Below are 15,574 nucleotides of genomic sequence, written 5' to 3'. Positions count from 1 at the left end.
GCCCTTCCGCACGCAGGCCGGGCCGATTGCTGCGGCGGCGGCAGGATGATCCGATGCGCACAGGATGAACGCCCTGACCCCTCTTTCCGCGCGGCTCGAGCGCAGCGACGGCCATGCGCTGGTGACGCTCGCCCGGTCGCGCGGTGCGGTGCGGCTCCGCGATCTGGCGCAGCGCGGCTCGGCCAAGGCCTTTCTGCCGCGGGTGGAGGGGGACGTGCCCGAGGTCGTCTTTCTCAATACGTCGGGCGGGCTGACCGGGGGCGACCGGCTCTCCTACCGGCTGGAGGTGGGCGAGGGATGCCGCGCGACAGCGACGACCCAGACGGCCGAGCGGGCCTATGCCGCGGGGGCGGGCGCCGCGCGGGTCGAGGTCCTGCATGAGGTGGGCCGCGACGGCTGGCTCGACTGGTTGCCGCAGGAGACGATCCTGTTCGAGGGCGCCGCGCTCGAGCGCGAAACGCAGATCTCGCTTGCGCCGGGGGCGGGCTGCCTCATGGTGGAATCGGTGGTGCTGGGGCGCGCCGCGATGGGCGAGACGCTGAGCCGGCTCGCCTTCCGCGACCGGCGGAGCATCCTGCGCGGCGGCAAGCCGGTCGTCGTCGAGCCGCTGGCCCTCGACGACCGGGCGCTGGCCGCCGCGGGCGGCGCGGCAATGCTGGGCGGGGCCCGCGCGCTGGCCACTCTGGCCATGGTCGGTCCCGGCGCCGAGGATGCGCTCGGGCCCGCGCGTGCCGCCCTGGGCGAGGCGGGAGTCGAGGCCGCGGCCTCGGCCTTTGACGGGAAACTGGTGCTGCGACTGCTGGCCGCCGACGGCTGGCCGCTGCGCAGGCAGGTCGCGCGGCTGCTGACGGTCCTTCGGGGCCGGGCGCTGCCGCGCGTCTGGCAGGTCTGAGAGGGAGCGACATGAACCTGACACCCAGAGAGAAGGACAAGCTTCTCATCAGCCTCGCGGCCATCGTAGCGCGGGGCCGGCTTGAGCGCGGGGTGAAGTTGAACCATCCCGAGGCGGTGGCGCTGATCTCGGACTTCGTGGTCGAGGGCGCCCGCGAGGGCCGCTCGGTGGCTGATCTCATGCAGGCGGGTGCCCATGTGGTGCGGGCCGAAAACTGCATGGAGGGCGTGCCCGAGATGCTCCATTCGGTGCAGGTCGAGGCGACCTTCCCCGACGGAACAAAGCTCGTCACGGTCCATCATCCGATCCGCTAGGAACCTGCAAAGCCAGTGCATTTTCGCCATCCCCCCAAGGAGCCCGCCGCATGATCCCCGGAGAACTCTTTCCCGCCGAGGGCGAGATCCTGTTGAACGCGGAACGGGCGCAGATCACGCTCGTTGTCTCCAATGCCGGCGACCGGCCGGTGCAGGTAGGCTCGCACTACCATTTCGCGGAGACGAACCCCGCACTCGAGTTCGATCGTGAGGCGGCGCGCGGGATGCGTCTCGACATTCCCGCCGGAACCGCCGTGCGATTCGAGCCGGGTCAGACTCGCGAAGTGAGACTTGTGTCCTATGCCGGCTCCCGCGAAGTCTATGGCTTCAACGGCCGGATCATGGGCAAGCTGTAGCGGCCTCGACAACAGGAGACAGACATGCCGCTCGCCTTGCCCTTCACCAGCCTCATGGCGCTTTACTGGCAGACCGGCCTCATGGTCGCGGAGGCGCAGACGGTCATGACGCTGCGCACCCTGGGGATGATGGGCGTGCTGACGCCGCATCCGCTCGAGAACCAGCGGATGGTGACCGAGAAGAGCGTGGCCTTCGCTCAGGCCGCGCAGGCGGCCACGGCGGCGGCCATGCAGGGCAAGCGCCCCGACGAGGTGGCCGCGGCCGCGCTGCAACCGATCCGGCGCCGGACCCGCGCGAATGCCGCGCGGCTGACCCGCGCGGCGAAACGACCGAAGGCCTGACGTGACGCGCCCGGTCTGCCGCCACGCGAAGGGGCCTGCCTGCGACGGCCCTGCCTCACTGGGCGGCAGACTGTTCAGCACCCTCGTCGGGCAGGGGCGGCAGGCTCCGCAGATAGAGGATCACGGCGGCGAGATCCTCCTCCGTCATGCCCGCGAGATAGCCGTAGGGCATGGGCGGCAGCATCGCCGTGCCGTTGGCATGGACACCCTTGGTGATCATCGTGGCAATCTCGGCGTCGCTGTAATCGGCGAGGCCATCGGGATGGCTGGTGAGGTTCGCCGCAATCGACGTGCCCCATGGGCCGCGGAATTCGAACCCGCCGCGGCCGAGGTCGGTGTCGATCTTCGGTCCCGTCGGGCCCATCGGCGTGTGGCACTCCATGCAGTGTGCGACCGGGCCCGCGAGATAGGCCCCGTAGGCAACCGTCACGCCGCGCGGAGGCGCCTCGACATGGTCGACCGGCGGCCCGTAGTCCGGGGGCAGGGGGATGCGGTAGACCGAGCCGGGGAGTTCGTTCTCGACCGGCGCCAGCGTCCGCAGGAACATCACGATCGAGCCCAGATCCTCGTCGGAGAGGCCGCGATACATGGAAAAGGGCATCGGCGGCCCGATCAGGCTGCCGTCGGGGCGCAGGCCTTCGCGGATCGCGCGGGCAAGCTCTGCGTCGCTCCAGTCCGCGATCCGGCCGGCGGGGGTCAGATTGGGGCCGACCGCCGTGAAGGCCGGGTTGTCGTCCACCAGCCGGCCCGCCAGTTCCCGGGCCATGACCGGCCCCTCGGGCCCGAGCGGCGTGTGGCAGTTGCCGCAGCCCGCGGGACCGCGCACCAGATAGGCGCCCCTCTCGACCGTGGGGCCTGCGGTTGCCATACCGGCGCAACAGGCAAGAACGGGAATAATCCCGCGCACAAGAGCGTGCCGCTTCATCATCCTATCCCTTGTTCAAAATATGTCCGGGTTTCTCCCCGCAGCGGCGAGAATGGGCCGCTGCGCACCCGGGACGCGGGTGTATCGCGCCGCACCTGCCCTTGTGTCAATTCGCCGCATGGGGCGAGCCCGCCTCACCCCCGCTACCGCTAAGGAGGGTTCATGCCTGCTTCCATCTCCCGTTCGACCTATGCGTCCATGTTCGGCCCCACCACCGGCGACCGGCTGCGGCTGGGCGACACCGAGCTCGTCATCGAGGTCGAGCGCGACCTGACCACCTATGGCGAGGAGGTGAAGTTCGGCGGCGGCAAGGTCATCCGCGACGGTATGGGCCAGAGCCAGCGCACCCGGGCCGAGGGGGCGATGGACACGGTCATCACCAATGCGCTGATCGTGGACTGGACCGGGATCTACAAGGCGGACGTGGGCCTCCGCGACGGGCGGATCGCGAAGATCGGCAAGGCCGGCAACCCGGACACCCAGCCCGGGGTGGACATCGTGATCGGGCCCGGCACCGAGATCATCGCGGGCGAGGGGCGAATCCTGACCGCGGGCGGCATGGACGCGCATATCCATTTCATCTGCCCGCAGCAGATCGAGGATTCGCTCCATTCCGGCATCACCACCATGCTGGGCGGCGGGACGGGCCCGGCCCATGGCACGCTCGCCACCACCTGCACGCCGGGGCCCTGGCACATCGGGCGGATGCTGCAGGCGGCCGACGCCTTCCCGATCAACCTCGCCTTCGCGGGCAAGGGCAATGCCAGCCTGCCCGCCGGGCTCGAGGAGCAGGTCCGCGCGGGCGCCTCGTGCCTGAAGCTGCACGAGGACTGGGGCACCACGCCTGCGGCCATCGACTGCTGCCTGTCGGTCGCCGACCGCATGGATGTGCAGGTGATGATCCACACCGACACGCTGAACGAGAGCGGCTTCGTCGAGAACACGCTGGCCGCCATCGGCGGGCGCACGATCCATGCGTTCCACACCGAGGGTGCGGGCGGCGGCCATGCGCCCGACATCATCAAGGTGGTGGGCGCCGCGAACGTCATCCCGTCCTCGACCAATCCCACCATGCCCTACACCGCCAATACGGTGGAGGAGCATCTCGACATGCTGATGGTCTGCCACCATCTCGACCGCTCGATCCCCGAGGATGTGGCCTTCGCCGAGAGCCGCATCCGCAAGGAGACCATCGCCGCCGAGGATATCCTGCACGACATGGGTGCCTTCTCGGTGATCTCCTCGGACAGTCAGGCGATGGGGCGGGTGGGCGAGGTCATCACCCGCACCTGGCAGACCGCGCACAAGATGAAGGTGCAGCGCGGGCGGCTGGCCGAGGAGACGGGCGCCAACGACAACCAGCGCGTCCGGCGCTACATCGCGAAATACACGATCAATCCGGCCATCGCGCATGGGCTCTCGCGCCACATCGGCTCGGTCGAGGAGGGCAAGCGGGCCGACCTCGTGCTCTGGCAGCCCGCCTTCTTCGGGGCGAAGCCCGATCTCGTCCTGCTGGGCGGCATGATCGTCTGCGCGCAGATGGGCGATCCGAACGGCTCGATCCCCGCGCAGCCCTACTATTCCCGCCCGATGTTCGGCGCCTTCGGCGGCGCGCTGCATGCCTCGGCCGTCACCTTCGTCTCGCAGGCGGCGGAGGAGGACGGGGTGGGCGAGCGACTGCGGCTGCAGAAGGGAACCCTCGCAGTGCAGGGAACGCGCGACATCGGAAAGGCCGACATGAAGCTCAACGCGCACCGACCTTCCATCGAGGTCAATCCCGAGACCTACGAGGTGCGTGCCGACGGCGAGCTTCTCACCTGCCAGCCGCTGGCGGAACTGCCGCTTGCGCAACGCTATTTCCTGTACTGATGTGGCCGACGCCCGCCTCAATGCACGATCCGCAGCCGCCTCGGGCGCGGTGGCGTTGCGGCTGCCGCGGGCAGGCAGCGCACCTCCTGCGTCACGCTCTCGCTCCAGTAGCGGGGGTCTGCGAGGACCGTTTCCGGCAGGCGGGCGGCATCGAACAGGCGGAACCGCCGCTCGGCCACTTCGGCGCGGAAATGGCGGCCTTCGAGGCCGGTGTCCGGCGCGGCAAGGATGGTTGCGCACAGCCGTGCCTCGCGCAGCCGGAGCCGGGCGATGGCCGCCCGTACCTCGGCCAGTTCGTCCGCCGGGTTCGCCGCGTCCGCCTTGTGCATCTCTGCCCCCGTTGCCACTCTGTTCCATGAGACATATCCGGCCCTCCCTTAACGAATCGCTGATGCCGGAGCAGAGAAAGGACCTTCGATGACCGAGCTTCCCCAAGCCCGCCGGCTTCTGAAACAGGGCGAATGGACGGGTCCGGCCGCGGGCTGCGTGCGGCTGGGCTATGACGAGCGCTTCCTGCGCCGCAAGCGGCTCGAGACCGAGGCGGGGGACGGCTTCCTCGTGGACCTCGCCGAGACCACCAGCCTCGACGAGGGCTGCGCCTTCGAACTGGCCGACGGCCGCCTCGTCGAGGTGCGCGCGGCCGAGGAGGAGGTGGTGGCCGTCACTGGCCCGATCCTGCGCGCGGCCTGGCACATCGGCAACCGGCACACGCCCTGCCAGATTGAGGCCGACAGGCTGGTGATCCGCCGCGACCATGTGCTCGAGGAGATGCTGCGCGGTCTGGGCCTCACGCTTGAGCCGCGCACCGAGCCCTTCCGCCCCGAGGGCGGGGCCTACGGCCACGGGCGCACTCTGGGCCACGATCATGGGCCGGCGCAGGGCCATGGGCACGACCATCCGCATGTCCATGTGCATATCTCGCACAAGCCCGACGAGGACGAGACGCCCGACGCCGATCCGGCATGAGTGCGGCGCTCCTCAGCCTCGTCCAGTGGCTCTCGCCGGCCTTCCCGACGGGAGCCTTCGCCTATTCGCACGGGCTCGAATGGGCGATCTCGGAGGGCGAGGTGCGGGATGCGGCCTCGGCCCGCCGCTGGATCGCCGATGTGCTGGCCTTCGGCGCGGGGCGGACGGATGCGATCCTGCTCGCCCACGCGCTGAGGGGGCACGATCCCGGGGCGCTCTCGGATCTGGCCCGCGCGCTGGCCCCCGCGGCCGAGCGTCTGCGCGAGACCGAGGAGCAGGGCGCGGCCTTCGCGGCCACGGTGGCGGCGCTCACCGGGCGCGACCTGCCGCCGCGGCCGCTGCCGGTGGCGCTGGGGCAGGCGGCGGCCCCGCTCGGGCTGCCGGTGGCGGAGGTGCTGGCGCTGATGCTCCATGCCTTCGCCGCGAACCTCGTATCGGCCGCGGTGCGCTTCGTGCCATTGGGCCAGACCGAGGGGCAGGCCACGCTGGCCGCGCTGCATCCGCGGATCGGGGAGATCGCGGCCGAGAGTGCCGAGGCGCCGCTCGACGCCCTCGGCAGCGCGGCGCTGCGCGGCGATCTGGCGGCGATGCGGCACGAAACCCAGGAAGTGAGGATCTTCAAGACATGAGCCATGGACCCCTGCGCGTGGGGATCGGCGGCCCGGTGGGCGCCGGCAAGACGACCCTGACCGAAAAGCTCTGCGCGGCGCTCGCGCATCGCTGCTCGATGGCGGTCATCACCAACGACATCTACACCCGCGAGGATGCCGAGGCGCTGATGCGCGCGCAGGTGCTGCCCGCAGAGCGGATCCGCGGCGTCGAGACGGGGGGCTGCCCCCACACGGCCATCCGCGAGGATGCCTCGATCAACCTCGCCGCCGTGGCCGACCTGCGCCGCACCTTCCCGGACCTCGACCTGATCCTGATCGAATCGGGCGGCGACAATCTGGCCGCGACCTTCAGCCCCGAGCTCGCGGACCTTACCATCTATGTGATCGACACGGCCGCCGGACAGGACATTCCGCGAAAACGCGGCCCGGGCCTTGCGCGCTCGGATCTGCTGGTCGTGAACAAGATCGATCTCGCGCCCCATGTCGGCGTGGATCTGGCCCGGCTCGAGGCCGACACACAGGCCGCCCGCGGCCAAAGGCCCTATGTCATGGCGCGAATGCGGGCGGGGGTCGGCGTCGAGGCGATCGTAGCCTTCCTCGAACGCGAAGGCGGGCTGCAGCTCCTGCCGCAGGATTGAGCAGGCGGCGCCTTTGGCGCCGCTTCCGCACAGGCTCTGCCTCTTTCAGGGTCGCGAGCCCGTGATCCGATGAATTTTTCGGCGTTTTTCATGGCGCCCCGCGGCCGAACCGCAGCCCGTCTTGCCGCATCCCCCGACCCGACGTCTTCTGAAGCGGCGAGGAGCCAGAGACGCTCCGGCGCCCGCGGGCCGGGACAGGCCCCGCGGCGGATCAACAGGGGACTGCCAAGGCTTGACGGAACCACGACCGGCCCTCGGGACCGGACGGGCGGAGCCTTGCTGAAAAAGGACACAAGAGCATGAAGATGTTCCGGGCATATCTGATCGGCACGGCCCTCGGTCTGTCGCTCGCGGGCGGGGCGCTCGCACAGGAGGACACGATCAAGATCGGCGTGCTCCATTCGCTCTCGGGCACGATGGCGATTTCCGAGACGACGCTGAAGGACACCGTCCTGATGCTCGTCGATCAGCAGAACGCCAAGGGCGGCCTTCTGGGCAAGAAGCTCGAGGCGGTGGTGGTGGACCCCGCCTCCGACTGGCCGCTCTTCGCCGAGAAGGCGCGCGAGCTGCTGACCGTGAACGATGTCGACGTGATCTTCGGCTGCTGGACCTCGGTCAGCCGCAAGTCGGTGCTGCCGGTGATCGAGGAGTTGAACGGCCTCCTGTTCTACCCGGTGCAGTATGAGGGCGAGGAGAGCTCGAAGAACGTCTTCTACACCGGTGCCGCGCCGAACCAGCAGGCGATTCCGGCGGTGGACTATTTCCTCGAGGAACTGGGCGTCGAGAAATTCGCCCTCCTCGGCACCGACTATGTCTATCCGCGCACGACGAACAACATCCTCGAAAGCTACTTGCAGCAGAAGGGCATCGCGAAATCCGACATCTTCGTGAACTACACGCCCTTCGGCCATTCCGACTGGTCGAAGATCGTGGCGGACGTGAAGGCGCTCGGCGCGGACGGCAAGAAGGTGGGCGTGATCTCGACCATCAACGGGGATGCGAACATCGGCTTCTACAAGGAACTCGCGGCCGCAGGCATCTCGGCCGAGGACATTCCCGTCGTGGCCTTCTCGGTGGGCGAGGAGGAGCTCTCGGGCCTCGACACCTCGAACCTCGTGGGCCATCTCGCGGCCTGGAACTACTTCCAGTCCGCCGAAAGCCCCGAGAACGAAGCCTTCATCAAGGAATGGAAGGCCCGCATGGGTGAGAAGCGGGTGACGAACGACCCGATGGAGGCCACCTACATCGGCTTCAACATGTGGGTGAATGCCGTGACCGCGGCGGGCACCACTGATGTGGATCCGGTGGCCAAGGAGATGATCGGGCAGAAATTCCCGAACCTCACCGGCTCCGAGGCCGAGATGCTGCCGAACCACCATCTGACCAAGCCCGTGCTGATCGGCGAGATCCGCGACGACGGCCAGTTCGACATCATCTCGCAGACCGATCCGGTGCCGGGCGATGCCTGGACGGACTTCCTGCCGGAATCGGCCGTGCTCGAGTCCGACTGGGCCAAGCTCGACTGCGGCATGTACAACACCGAGACCAAGAGCTGCGTGCAGATCAAGTCGAACTACTGACGTGACGGGGGCGGCCCGGGCCGCAGGTCCGACGCCGCCCCCGCTCCCTCCGACGAGGTCCGAATGCGGTTTGTCCTGATCCTCCTCGCAGTGCTCGCCTCTGCGCTTCCCGTCCTCGCGCAGGGCACGCCCGCCGCGCAGATCCTTTCCGAGAACCGCGCCCTGATCGAACGGTCCTCGCGCCAGACCATCGGCCCGGTGATCGAGGCGCTGGCGGCGTCGGGCGATGCTTCCGCCGCAGCAATCCTCGACGCCTGGGCCGACCGGCGGCTGGGCTTTCGCGAAAGCGACGGCACCTTCTTCCTGATCGAGCCGGCCGACGGCGGATGGGCGCTCCGCGACCTGGCCGGCGCCCCCGCGGGCACCGCGGGCCGGGGCGAGATTGCGCAGCTGCGTCCGAACAGCGGCGTCCGTGGTCTCATCGCCACCGCGCTCGTGCGCTTCCAGTTGGCCGATCCCGATCCCGCGCGCCGCTCGGCGGCGCTTGCCTCCATCGCCCGCGATCCCGCGCCCGAGCATCTGGAGCCGCTGCGGGCCGCTCTGGCCCAGGCGCCCGATCCGGCCATGGCCCGGCTCGAGCGGCTCCTGACGCTGCGCTTCGGGGCCAGCGCCGCCGAGCGCGTCGCCGCGATCGAAAGCTTCGGCGCCGATCTCGGCCTCGATCTCCGCGCCGCGCTGAACCCGCTGGTCGCCACGCGCCGCACCGCGGTCGAGAGCGCGCCCGAGGGGCTCAACATCGCCCGCGAGCTCGTGCCCGGGCGCGACCTGCCGCGGGAAGAGGCCTACGATCTTCTGGTGGCCGAGGGCCTGGCCCCCGCCCGCCTCAGCCGCACGGCGCTGCGCGAGACGCTCGTGGCGCAGATCCGGGACGGGCAGGTGGCGGGCATCCCCGTGGCGGCGCTCGACAGCCCCGAGGCCCGCGACCGCGCCTATACTGCGCTCGAGGCCCGGGGCCTCGTGCCCCCCGGCGCCACCGAGGACGAGGTGACGGCCACCCTCGACCGCTTCCGCTTCCTCGACCTCTATGCCGAGCCCGACCCGGCCGTCACCGAGGCCGCAAGCGCCGCTCTGGCGCGCATCGGGCGCACCGTGGGCCTGATGCAGGCGGCCGACCTCGCCCTCGACGCGGCCTCGCTGGCCTCGATTTATTTCCTTGCGGCCATCGGCCTTGCCATCACCTTCGGCGTGATGCGGGTCATCAACATGGCCCATGGCGAATTCATCATGATGGGGGCCTACACGGGCTATGTGGTCCAGCAATGGATCTCCGACTACACGATCTCGATCCTCGTGGCGCTGCCTCTGGCCTTCGCCGTCACCTTCGCGGCCGGCGTCGCGATGGAGCGGCTGGTGATCCGCCATCTCTACCGCCGCCCGCTCGAGACGCTGCTGGCCACGTTCGGCATCTCCATCGCGCTGCAGCAGCTCGCCAAGAACATCTTCGGCACCCAGGCCCGGCCGCTGACCGCGCCCGCCTGGCTCGACGGCGCGCTGAGCTTCAACGACGTGGTCTCGATCAGCTACATCCGCATCGCGATCTTCGTCCTCGCAATGATCTTCCTCGGCGTCTTCCTCTTCATCATGACGCGCACCCGCCTCGGGCTCGAGGTGCGGGCGGTAACGCAGAACCCCTCGATGGCGGCCTCGATGGGGATCAACCCCGATCGGATCAACATGCTGACCTTCGGGCTCGGCTCGGGTATCGCGGGCATCGCGGGCGTGGCCATCGGCCTCTTCGCCAAGGTCACCTCCGAGCTCGGACAGGATTACATCGTCCAGAGCTTCATGACGGTGGTCGTGGGCGGCGTCGGCAACATCTGGGGCACGCTCGCGGGGGCCGCGATGATCGGCGGGGTGCAGAAGGGCATCGAGTGGCTCAATCCCTCGAACACGCTCGCGGCCCAGACCTACATGATCCTCTTCATCATCATCTTCATCCAGTTCCGGCCGCGGGGCATCGTCGCCCTGAAAGGCCGTGCCGCGGGAGACTGACACCGTGCCCCTCCTTCCGCCCGCCCCCGCTTTGCGGTCTGCCGGCAGCAAGGTCGCCGTCGGGGCCGCGCGCGTCCGCCCGGAGCCCCGGCGGCCTGCGGATCCGCCGCCGCCCGCCGAAAGCCTGTCCCTCTCCCCTGTCCCGTCCCTGCGGAGAAACGCCCGAGGAACCGGCATCCCATCGCCACGCCTCACCCCCCGCCCGTCCGACACGGACCCTGCCGCAGGACTCCCGACGCATCCTCGCCGCGCCCGCGCCGTCCCGCCGCCCGCGAGCCTCCCTCCTCTTTCATTCTGGCCCAAATATCCCGGGGGGCGCGGGGGGCTGGCCCCCCGCTTCCGCCCGTCTGCCGGAGCGCCCCTCCCATGAGACAGAGCTTCCTCGCCCGCAGCCCCTCGGTGCTGATCTTCCTTGCCCTTCTCGCGCTCTTCACCCTCGCGGTGACGCTCGCCTCCCATGCTTATGGCACGGCCTTCCTCTCCACCTCCTTCGTCAAGACGCTGGGCAAGACGCTCTGCCTCTGCCTCGTGGCCCTCGCGATGGATCTCGTCTGGGGCTATGCGGGCATCCTCAGCCTCGGCCACATGGCCTTCTTCGCGCTCGGCGGCTACATGATCGGCATGTGGCTCATGTATGCCCGCACCGAGGATATCGTGGTGCAGGCCCTGTCCAACGCGCCGCTGCCGGCCACGCCGCAGGAGATCTCGGACGGGGTGGCGAGCCAGATCTTCGGCGTCGTGGGCGGGGCGGAGCTGCCCGCCGTCTGGGCCTTCGCCCACAGCCTGCCGCTGCAGCTCGCCCTTGTGGTGCTGGTGCCGGGCCTTCTGGCCCTCGTCTTCGGCTGGCTCGCCTTCCGCAGCCGGGTCACGGGGGTCTATCTCTCGATTCTCACCCAGGCCATGACGCTCGCCCTCGCGCTGCATCTCTTCCAGAACGACGCGGGCCTGCGCGGCAACAACGGGCTCTCGGGTCTCCAGAACATCCCCGGCCTCGTCCAGGTCTCGCAGGACCGGCTCTCGGTCTGGTTCTTCTGGGCTTCGGCCGGCGCGCTGGCGCTCGGATATCTGCTCGCAGCCTGGATCGTCTCGGGCAAGTTCGGCTCCGTCCTGCGCGCCATTCGGGACGACGAGCAGCGGGTGCGCTTCCTCGGCTATTCGGTCGAGGGCTACAAGCTCTTCATCTTCACCCTGACCGCAGTGATCGCGGCCATCGCGGGCGCGCTCTACTACCCGCAGGCGGGCATCATCAACCCGGCCGAGCTCGCCCCCATCGCCTCGATCTATCTCGCGGTCTGGGTGGCGATCGGCGGCCGCGGGCGCCTCTACGGGGCGGTGATCGGCGCGGCCTTCGTCTCGCTCCTCTCGACCTGGTTCACCGGAGGGCGCGCGCCCGATCTCTCCCTCGGCTTCGCGACCATCCAGTGGGTCGACTGGTGGCAGATCCTGCTGGGGCTGGCCTTCGTCCTCGTCACGCTCTTCGCGCCGCAGGGGATCGGCGGCCTCGTCGACTGGGCGCAGGGCCTGCGTCCCCCGAACCGGCGCGGCGCGCCGCTCGGCCCCGATGCGGGCGCGCTGCAGGAGAGGGAGGCCAGCGAATGAGCGCGCTCCTCGAGGTCTCGGGCGTCTCCGTCACCTTCGACGGCTTCCGCGCGATCAACAACCTCTCCTTCAACATCGGCGCGCGCGAGCTGCGGGCCATCATCGGGCCCAACGGCGCGGGCAAGACCACCTTCATGGATATCGTGACCGGCAAGACCCGCCCCGATCAGGGATCCGTCACCTTCGGCGACCGCTCGATCTCGCTCCTGAAGCTCTCCGAGGCCAGGATCGCGCAGGCGGGTATCGGGCGCAAGTTCCAGCGCCCGACGGTGTTCGAGGACCAGACGGTGTTCGACAATCTCATGATGGCGCTGAAGAAGCCGCGTTCCCCCTTCGCCGTCCTTTTCTTCCGGCCCAGTCGGCCGGACGCCGTGCGCGTGCAGGCGCTGGCCGAGGAGGTGGGCCTCGGCCAGCATCTCGCGCGGAAGTCGGGCGAGCTCAGCCACGGGCAGAAGCAGTGGCTCGAGATCGGGATGCTGCTCGCACAGGAACCGCGGCTCCTCCTCGTGGACGAGCCCGCGGCGGGGATGACGCTGGCCGAGCGCGAACATACTACCGCGCTCCTCGTCGAGATGGCGAAGACGCGCGCAGTGGTGGTGGTCGAGCATGACATGGAGTTCGTCCGCCGCCTCGACTGCAAGGTGACGGTGCTGCACGAGGGGGCGGTGCTGGCCGAAGGCAGCCTCGACCATGTGACGCGGAACCCTGCGGTGATCGAAGTCTATCTGGGACGCGGATGATGCTGAAGACCGAAGCGCTGACCTTGCATTACGGCGGCAGCCAGATTCTCCACGGGATCGACATGGAGGCGCGCGCGGGCGAGGTGACCTGCATCATGGGCACGAACGGGGTGGGCAAGACCTCGCTCCTGAAGGCGATCTCCGGCACGCATCCGCGCTCGGGCGGGCGGATCTTCCTCGAAGGCGCAGAGCTGCCGGTGCTGCCGCCGCAGGCCATGGCGCGGCGGGGCCTCGGCTTCGTGCCGCAGGGGAGGATGATCTTTCCGCTCCTGACGGTGACGGAGAATCTCGAGACCGGCTTTGCGGTCCTTCCCCGCGCCGAGCATCGGATCCCGGAGGAGATCTATGCCCTCTTCCCGGTCCTGAAGGACATGGCGCACCGCCGCGGCGGCGATCTCTCCGGCGGCCAGCAGCAGCAGCTCGCCATCGCGCGTGCCCTGATCATGCGGCCGAAGCTTCTGCTTCTCGACGAGCCCACCGAGGGGATCCAGCCCAACATCATCCAGCAGATCGGCCGCGTGATCTCCTATCTGCGGGAGAAGGGCGACATGGCCATTGTCCTCGTCGAGCAGTATTTCGACTTCGCCTACGACCTTGCGGACCGGTTCTACGTCCTCAAACGCGGCGCGGTGGACCTGTCGGGCACCAGAGCCGAGCTCGGGCGCGACCGGCTGAAGCAGGCGGTGTCGGTCTGAGGCGAGGGCGCTCCGCCCCCTCCGGCCGTCGCACCCGCCTTGTCCCCAAAAGCGGGTGCCCTCCAGCGCGCGCGCCCGGGCGCCTGAATGTACTCACCGCCCCGGCGGCTGTTGCCTCGCCCACGCCCGAACGGCGAGCCCGGGCGGACGCGCGCGAAGCTCGGGCAGAGGGCATGTGCAGTCGGAGAGGGGGATCAAGACGATCTGCCGTGGCCGGGACGTGTCGGAGAGGGCACGATCCGGCGAGGCCGGAGGTCGGCTTCAAGCGAAAGGGCTGCCGAGACCGAGGCCCGGCGCGTGACCACTCCGTTCGCCTGTCCCGGCGCCGGCGCGCCTCGCCCGGGGCTGGAACGAGAAAGGCCGGCAGATCGCTCTGCCGGCCTTCGAATGCGCGTCGGTCAGGCCTCAGGGCCGGACGGCGACCTGCTGGAGGTAGGCCCAGATGTTGTGGGCGTCCGCTTCCTTCTTCAGCTTGAAGGTCATCTTGCCCTTGGCTTTCGCGTCGCCGGTATATTCCTTCAGGAACTTGGTCGGATCCTGAACATACTGGACGAAATGCTCTTCATCCCAGGCGAGCCCTTTCGCGCCGGCTTCCTTCATGCCTTCGCCATAGCCCTTGAAGTCGGCCTGCGTGCCCGCGGTGCGGCCCACGACGCCGTAGAGGTTCGGGCCGGTCTTGGCGTTGCGGCCGGCGATGGTGGTGCCGGAATCGTCCACGATGACGTGGCAGGTCTGGCACTGGTTGAAGGCCTTGGCCCCGGCTTCCGGGTCGCCTTCCTGCGCGAGCGCCGGCAGCGCCGCGAATGCGGCGATGGCGGCGAGGGCCTTGACTTGGAACTTCATGGGTATCCTCCCTGTATGGGTAGATGGTGGTAAAGATATAGGTGCCGCCGGCACACAATCACTACTGCGGGCCGCGCGTTCCGGATCATGCATGACATTTGGATCCGGGATCCGCAACGGTCGCGAGGGCGGCGAAACGGGGGACGGGCCGGAAGCCCGGCTTCGGCTGGACCGGGCCATTCTCGCAGATCGAAGACGCGCTCTGAGGGTGCGAGGTGGCTGACATGGACTTCCTGCCGGGCTGTTCGGACGCAGCGGACTATGCTGCCCGGATACGGAGCAAATTATATGACGGATTGCCGCACAACGAGTCCCCACGAGAGCCTCAATGCGATGTGACTAGAGCCTTCCCGCCTTCTCCTTGAGCAGCTTCGCCTCGCCCCGCCGGACGGTATCCGGCAGATGCGAGGGCGGCACGCGGCCGCCGCGTACGGGCCGCCGCCGCTCGGGCATCATCCATTTCCAGAGCTTCCGGTCCTGCAGGTTCACCACCATGAACCAGTGCTCGAGGACGGCGAGCGCCGTCAGCGCCGCCAGGAGCCAGAAACCCACCTCGCGATGGTTCGCCCCGCCGGCGGAGAGCGCGCGCTCGATCCAGCAGCCGGTCGCGAAGGTCAGCAGCGTCACCGAGAGCGGGAAGAAGCGGTTCATCCGCGTGTGGCGGAAGTAGCTCGACAGGTGCGCGAGGGTCGAGGGCAGGAACTCGACGTTGATGTAGGGCACGCCGAGATAGAGGTTCAGCTTGGCCGAGACGCGGGCCACGAAGAGGACGAGGAAGGTCCAGAGCCCGAAGCGGTTGGGGGCGTCGGCCGCATGGACCGCCATGGCGATGAGCACGGTGAGGAGCACGATCTCGTGCCAGAGAACCGTGCCCACCGCCCGCAGGAATCGCTCGGGTGCCCGCGCATGCAGCGGGCAGGGGTCGGTGTTCGGGCCCGTGATGACGCCCGACAGGAAGGACAGCTCGATCCAGCCCCAGACGCCGAGCGCCGAGAGGAACGCCACATAGACCCCGCCCACCGTCTCGTCGTGGAGGGTGTGGACATAGCCCCAGGCGCCCGCGAAGAGCATCGGCAGGCCCAGGATCACCGAGGTCAGATGCGCCTCGGGGCCGCGGTTGTCGGCATGGCGCACCCGCCAGAGCAGGATGCCGGTGGAGAACCACCAGACGAAGATGGCCGACAGGGCCACGACCCAGGGACTCGTCAGCAT

General features: G+C 69.2%; 17 protein-coding genes. 13 read left to right on the top strand and 4 right to left on the bottom strand.

What is annotated here, in order from left to right; genetic code table 11:
• Positions 1 to 64: 64 nt before the first annotated feature.
• Genes RSP_RS09845 through RSP_RS09830 form a run of 4 tightly spaced genes read left to right on the top strand, consistent with a single transcriptional unit; the run spans position 65 to position 1,904 of the window.
• Positions 65 to 892 (top strand): urease accessory protein UreD, encoded by an 828-nt coding sequence (locus tag RSP_RS09845; RefSeq protein ID WP_011338140.1) that lies wholly within the window; start codon positions 65 to 67, stop codon positions 890 to 892.
• Positions 893 to 903: 11 nt separating this feature from the next.
• Complete coding sequence (locus RSP_RS09840) at positions 904 to 1,206, top strand: urease subunit gamma (protein WP_002720475.1); 303 nt, start codon at positions 904 to 906, stop codon at positions 1,204 to 1,206.
• Between the two features lie 50 nt (positions 1,207 to 1,256).
• Positions 1,257 to 1,562, top strand: coding sequence for an urease subunit beta (locus RSP_RS09835; RefSeq protein ID WP_002720474.1), 306 nt, complete (start codon positions 1,257 to 1,259; stop codon positions 1,560 to 1,562).
• 24 nt (positions 1,563 to 1,586) lie between these two features.
• The gene (locus RSP_RS09830) at positions 1,587 to 1,904 is read left to right on the top strand and encodes an Antifreeze protein, type I (RefSeq protein WP_002720473.1); all 318 of its coding nucleotides are present in this window, start codon (positions 1,587 to 1,589) and stop codon (positions 1,902 to 1,904) included.
• Between the two features lie 55 nt (positions 1,905 to 1,959).
• On the opposite strand, the gene RSP_RS09825 is transcribed toward RSP_RS09830, so the two are convergent.
• Positions 1,960 to 2,832: a c-type cytochrome gene (locus tag RSP_RS09825; protein ID WP_011338139.1), complete on the bottom strand. Its 873-nt coding sequence runs from the start codon at positions 2,830 to 2,832 to the stop codon at positions 1,960 to 1,962.
• Positions 2,833 to 2,991: 159 nt separating this feature from the next.
• On the opposite strand from RSP_RS09825, the gene ureC reads away from it, so the two are divergent.
• Positions 2,992 to 4,698, top strand: coding sequence for an urease subunit alpha (gene ureC, locus RSP_RS09820; RefSeq protein WP_011338138.1), 1,707 nt, complete (start codon positions 2,992 to 2,994; stop codon positions 4,696 to 4,698).
• Positions 4,699 to 4,715: 17 nt separating this feature from the next.
• Here the strand turns inward: ureC and RSP_RS09815 are convergent, their stop codons facing one another.
• Positions 4,716 to 5,027, bottom strand: a complete 312-nt coding sequence (locus RSP_RS09815; protein ID WP_017140265.1) for a hypothetical protein — start codon at positions 5,025 to 5,027, stop codon at positions 4,716 to 4,718.
• Positions 5,028 to 5,115: 88 nt separating this feature from the next.
• Between RSP_RS09815 and ureE the strand changes: the two genes are divergently transcribed.
• The 8 genes from ureE to urtE all read left to right on the top strand — a co-directional run bounded on the left by ureE (position 5,116) and on the right by urtE (position 13,519).
• Positions 5,116 to 5,664, top strand: coding sequence for an urease accessory protein UreE (gene ureE, locus RSP_RS09810; protein WP_002720469.1), 549 nt, complete (start codon positions 5,116 to 5,118; stop codon positions 5,662 to 5,664).
• Positions 5,661 to 6,293, top strand: coding sequence for an urease accessory protein UreF (locus RSP_RS09805; RefSeq protein WP_011338136.1), 633 nt, complete (start codon positions 5,661 to 5,663; stop codon positions 6,291 to 6,293). Before ureE ends, RSP_RS09805 begins: the two co-directional genes overlap by 4 nt.
• Complete coding sequence (ureG, locus tag RSP_RS09800; protein WP_011338135.1) at positions 6,290 to 6,913, top strand: urease accessory protein UreG; 624 nt, start codon at positions 6,290 to 6,292, stop codon at positions 6,911 to 6,913. Before RSP_RS09805 ends, ureG begins: the two co-directional genes overlap by 4 nt.
• Before the next feature lie 299 nt (positions 6,914 to 7,212).
• Complete coding sequence (gene urtA, locus RSP_RS09795) at positions 7,213 to 8,493, top strand: urea ABC transporter substrate-binding protein (protein WP_002720466.1); 1,281 nt, start codon at positions 7,213 to 7,215, stop codon at positions 8,491 to 8,493.
• 63 nt (positions 8,494 to 8,556) lie between these two features.
• Positions 8,557 to 10,485: an urea ABC transporter permease subunit UrtB gene (gene urtB / locus RSP_RS09790; protein ID WP_011338134.1), complete on the top strand. Its 1,929-nt coding sequence runs from the start codon at positions 8,557 to 8,559 to the stop codon at positions 10,483 to 10,485.
• A gap of 366 nt (positions 10,486 to 10,851) precedes the next feature.
• Positions 10,852 to 12,084 carry an urea ABC transporter permease subunit UrtC gene (gene urtC / locus RSP_RS09785; protein ID WP_011338133.1) on the top strand — a complete coding sequence of 411 codons (1,233 nt, stop codon included), beginning with the start codon at positions 10,852 to 10,854 and terminating at the stop codon, positions 12,082 to 12,084.
• The gene (gene urtD / locus RSP_RS09780) at positions 12,081 to 12,824 is read left to right on the top strand and encodes an urea ABC transporter ATP-binding protein UrtD (protein ID WP_011338132.1); all 744 of its coding nucleotides are present in this window, start codon (positions 12,081 to 12,083) and stop codon (positions 12,822 to 12,824) included. Before urtC ends, urtD begins: the two co-directional genes overlap by 4 nt.
• Positions 12,821 to 13,519 carry an urea ABC transporter ATP-binding subunit UrtE gene (gene urtE, locus RSP_RS09775; RefSeq protein WP_011338131.1) on the top strand — a complete coding sequence of 233 codons (699 nt, stop codon included), beginning with the start codon at positions 12,821 to 12,823 and terminating at the stop codon, positions 13,517 to 13,519. Before urtD ends, urtE begins: the two co-directional genes overlap by 4 nt.
• Positions 13,520 to 13,924: 405 nt before the next feature.
• Here urtE and cycA read toward each other — a convergent pair whose 3' ends face one another.
• Both cycA and puhE read right to left on the bottom strand, forming a co-directional pair.
• Positions 13,925 to 14,362, bottom strand: coding sequence for a cytochrome c2 (gene cycA, locus RSP_RS09770; protein WP_002720461.1), 438 nt, complete (start codon positions 14,360 to 14,362; stop codon positions 13,925 to 13,927).
• A 339-nt stretch (positions 14,363 to 14,701) separates the two neighbouring features.
• Positions 14,702 to 15,574 (bottom strand): putative photosynthetic complex assembly protein PuhE, encoded by an 873-nt coding sequence (gene puhE / locus RSP_RS09765; protein ID WP_011338130.1) that lies wholly within the window; start codon positions 15,572 to 15,574, stop codon positions 14,702 to 14,704.

The organism is Cereibacter sphaeroides 2.4.1, from assembly GCF_000012905.2.
GTDB classification, from domain to species: Bacteria; Pseudomonadota; Alphaproteobacteria; order Rhodobacterales; family Rhodobacteraceae; genus Cereibacter_A; species Cereibacter_A sphaeroides.
This window is presented reverse-complemented; position numbering and strand designations above follow the sequence as displayed.

Excerpts from the sequence above, each read along its gene's own strand:
- RSP_RS09845 (WP_011338140.1), top strand. The coding sequence starts at position 65 with ATGAACGCCCTGACCCCTCTTTCCGCGCGGCTCGAGCGCAGCGACGGC.
- RSP_RS09840 (WP_002720475.1), top strand. The coding sequence starts at position 904 with ATGAACCTGACACCCAGAGAGAAGGACAAGCTTCTCATCAGCCTCGCG.
- RSP_RS09835 (WP_002720474.1), top strand. The coding sequence starts at position 1,257 with ATGATCCCCGGAGAACTCTTTCCCGCCGAGGGCGAGATCCTGTTGAAC.
- RSP_RS09830 (WP_002720473.1), top strand. The coding sequence starts at position 1,587 with ATGCCGCTCGCCTTGCCCTTCACCAGCCTCATGGCGCTTTACTGGCAG.
- RSP_RS09825 (WP_011338139.1), bottom strand. The coding sequence starts at position 2,832 with ATGATGAAGCGGCACGCTCTTGTGCGCGGGATTATTCCCGTTCTTGCC.
- ureC (WP_011338138.1), top strand. The coding sequence starts at position 2,992 with ATGCCTGCTTCCATCTCCCGTTCGACCTATGCGTCCATGTTCGGCCCC.
- RSP_RS09815 (WP_017140265.1), bottom strand. The coding sequence starts at position 5,027 with ATGCACAAGGCGGACGCGGCGAACCCGGCGGACGAACTGGCCGAGGTA.
- ureE (WP_002720469.1), top strand. The coding sequence starts at position 5,116 with ATGACCGAGCTTCCCCAAGCCCGCCGGCTTCTGAAACAGGGCGAATGG.
- RSP_RS09805 (WP_011338136.1), top strand. The coding sequence starts at position 5,661 with ATGAGTGCGGCGCTCCTCAGCCTCGTCCAGTGGCTCTCGCCGGCCTTC.
- ureG (WP_011338135.1), top strand. The coding sequence starts at position 6,290 with ATGAGCCATGGACCCCTGCGCGTGGGGATCGGCGGCCCGGTGGGCGCC.
- urtA (WP_002720466.1), top strand. The coding sequence starts at position 7,213 with ATGAAGATGTTCCGGGCATATCTGATCGGCACGGCCCTCGGTCTGTCG.
- urtB (WP_011338134.1), top strand. The coding sequence starts at position 8,557 with ATGCGGTTTGTCCTGATCCTCCTCGCAGTGCTCGCCTCTGCGCTTCCC.
- urtC (WP_011338133.1), top strand. The coding sequence starts at position 10,852 with ATGAGACAGAGCTTCCTCGCCCGCAGCCCCTCGGTGCTGATCTTCCTT.
- urtD (WP_011338132.1), top strand. The coding sequence starts at position 12,081 with ATGAGCGCGCTCCTCGAGGTCTCGGGCGTCTCCGTCACCTTCGACGGC.
- urtE (WP_011338131.1), top strand. The coding sequence starts at position 12,821 with ATGATGCTGAAGACCGAAGCGCTGACCTTGCATTACGGCGGCAGCCAG.
- cycA (WP_002720461.1), bottom strand. The coding sequence starts at position 14,362 with ATGAAGTTCCAAGTCAAGGCCCTCGCCGCCATCGCCGCATTCGCGGCG.
- puhE (WP_011338130.1), bottom strand. The coding sequence starts at position 15,574 with ATGCTGACGAGTCCCTGGGTCGTGGCCCTGTCGGCCATCTTCGTCTGG.